Source organism: Streptomyces aureocirculatus, from assembly GCF_000720475.1.
GTDB classification, from domain to species: domain Bacteria; phylum Actinomycetota; class Actinomycetes; order Streptomycetales; family Streptomycetaceae; genus Streptomyces; species Streptomyces aureocirculatus.
Genome location: NZ_JOAP01000122.1, coordinates 1 through 2,411 on the forward strand (window position 1 = coordinate 1; position 2,411 = coordinate 2,411).

Consider the following 2,411-nt stretch of genomic DNA (forward strand, 5'->3'; position numbering starts at 1 on the left):
GAAGCCGGTGAGGATCGGACCGCTGTAGGAAACGGGCAGCTCCCGGTGCTGGAGCAGGGCGGGCAGTGTGAGTTCGATGCTGGCCAGCAGGTACATGGCCGCGATGCTGGTCAGGTAGACGGGCCAGGCCGTCAGGGCTTGCTTGAGCGGGGCGCGCTGTCCATCGTCCGTGGCGCCGGTCTTGTCGGGCAGCAGCCACAGCGCGGCGGTGGCGGCGCACGTGGCGAGCGCGGCGAGGAGGAACGGGGTCTGCGGGCCGGACTCGAGCGCGAGTACGGACACCAGGGCCGGTGAGGCGGCCCAGGCAGCCATGTTGAGCGTGGATTCCAGGCTGAGGGCAGCGTGGAGGCGATTCCTGGGGGCGAGGTCCTCGGCCATGGTGCGCAGTGCGCCGGGTGCGGCGGCTGCGGCGGCGCCGGCGATCGCGGCGAGGATCACGGCGAGCACGGTGCCGGGGGTGGGAAGGAAAGCGAGCAGGGCGAAGGCGACGGCGGACAGTCCGAGTCCAGCGGTGATCTCCCGGTGGTAGGGGCGCGTGCGCAGGCGCATGCTGAGAAGCGGGGCCCCTATCGCTTCCGCGATGGCGTACGCGGCGGCCATGGCGGCGCCGCCGCTGTAGCCGGTGTCCGTACCGCGTCCGTAGAAGAGGAAGGCGAGCGGGGCCATCGCTACCGGCAGGCGGCTGGCCGTGACAACTGCGGCCCAGATCGAGACGTGCTTGGTGAACAGGCCGCGGTACGCCACGTGTAGTGATCCTTAACTGTCGTGCTGGGCCAGGAGGCCGGTCAGTTGGTCTTCGAGGGCGCTGGCTTCTTCGTGGTTGTGCGCCAGGGCTACGTACTCGATGTTGCCGGTGGCGGCGGTGTCATCGGAGGCGATGACGATGCCATGACCGTGCCGGGGATCCCAAGCGAGCCCGTGTTCTCGCATGGTGCGCAGAAGATGGGCGAGCGCGGGTGCCCGGACGTTGAACCTGCTGATCAGGACATGGCCGTCCGACCAGTCCGGGCCGACAAGAGTCTCGGCGATGTGATGCAGGTGGGTACTGCCGCCCAGACGCGCGTTTACCTCGTTGAACCAGACGTTGCCGGCCTGATCGATCACGGCGTCGATGCTGGCCAGACCGCGATAACCGAGGCTCTGCATGAAGCGGGCCATCCGCAGGGCCTCGCTGGTGAAGTGCTCCCACGCTGGTCCGGGCACGCTCCGGGGCGGCAGCGCGAGTCCGGCGAGCACCGGCGGATGCTGGTCGGTACGAAGCTGTCCTCCGTTGAGTACGACGGCTTCGCCGTGTTCGGGGCAGTCCACCTCGACGTACACGGACGTGCAACCTGGGTGGAACACCTCCAGGACGATCTCTCCCTGCGGGGCATGGGTGGTGGTCAACCCGGCTTCCTTGAGCACCTGTTCGTTATCGGCCGGATCGCCGAGGACGATCGTGCGCTGGGCTCCGGTGCCTTCCAGGTGCGGGTCGGTGGTGATAACGGTGTTGCCGTGGCCGCCGACGGCGCGGTCGCGTTTGAGGATGACGGCCGGGTATGCGGCCAAGAGCCGATGCAGCGTGCGCAGCAGATCCTCAGTGGTGCGGCACGGCATGCCGTCGGGGACAGCGAACCCGGCCCCCGCGGCCAGGGCACGGAAGACGACCTTACTGTTGAGCAGTTCCGCACCGCCTTCCGCGACGAACCGTGATCCGGTGACAAGGCCGAGCTCACGCGCGAACACCTCGGCGCCCCGGTCGTGGATGTACGGACAGAACTCCCAGTCAGGAGTGACCAGTTCCCTCAGACGGCCGAGGATCTCCTTGGAGTGGAGCAAGTCCTGGGTGAGGAGGTCTGTGTCCGGCGCGATCACGTGGATGAGGGCCGGGGAGATACCCGTGTGCTGGGCGACGTGATGCAGGAAGTCGTCAGGCACCGGTCGTGGCAGGATGAGGGCATCGCCGTCCCGCATCAGCCACACCAGGCGCTTCATCGCGAACAGGATGCCGTCGAAGTCATTCTGCGTGAGCAGGTCCATGCGGTCGACCATGTGCTCGGTGCAGGCGTTGCCGAGCCAGAGGCGGGGCATCAGAACTCGGCCTTTCCGCCGATAGCGTCCAAGTACCACACCTGCAGAAACCCGTTGTCGTCGACGCGGGCGTGTTCGGGAAGCTGCCAGCCGGGGACCCAGGACATCCTCTCCTCGTACCGGTAGGCGGTCTGTATCAGCATTCGGTTGTGCTCGTCCCGGCCGATGATCGATCCTTCGTACAGCGGCACCTTGCCGACATCCGTCATCAGCGTGAAGTGCGGGCGTACACGGCCGGACGTCAGACCCGACGCTCCCAGCCGGCAATGCAGTTCGAGGCCCTCCTCGACGGAGGTGCGATGGTGGTCCATGCCGCGGATCGGAACGCAGTGGAACAGGTA

At 67.4% G+C, this 2,411-nt stretch carries 3 protein-coding genes; all 3 read right to left on the reverse strand.

Annotated features, from left to right (window positions below):
- Positions 1-744, reverse strand: a 744-nt coding sequence (locus IG78_RS0140900) for an MFS transporter (RefSeq protein ID WP_030574804.1), incomplete at its 3' end; no start/stop codon positions are given.
- A 12-nt stretch (positions 745-756) separates the two neighbouring features.
- On the reverse strand, positions 757-2,070 hold the full coding sequence (locus IG78_RS0140905) for a preATP grasp domain-containing protein (protein WP_030574807.1): 1,314 nt from the start codon (positions 2,068-2,070) through the stop codon (positions 757-759).
- Positions 2,070-2,411 (reverse strand): hypothetical protein (locus IG78_RS0140910; protein ID WP_404827853.1); only part of this gene is annotated, 342 nt, incomplete at its 5' end. The genes IG78_RS0140910 and IG78_RS0140905, both read right to left, overlap by 1 nt.

Coding starts and splice junctions, on each gene's coding strand:
- IG78_RS0140905 (WP_030574807.1), bottom strand. CDS start 2,070: ATGCCCCGCCTCTGGCTCGGCAACGCCTGCACCGAGCACATGGTCGAC.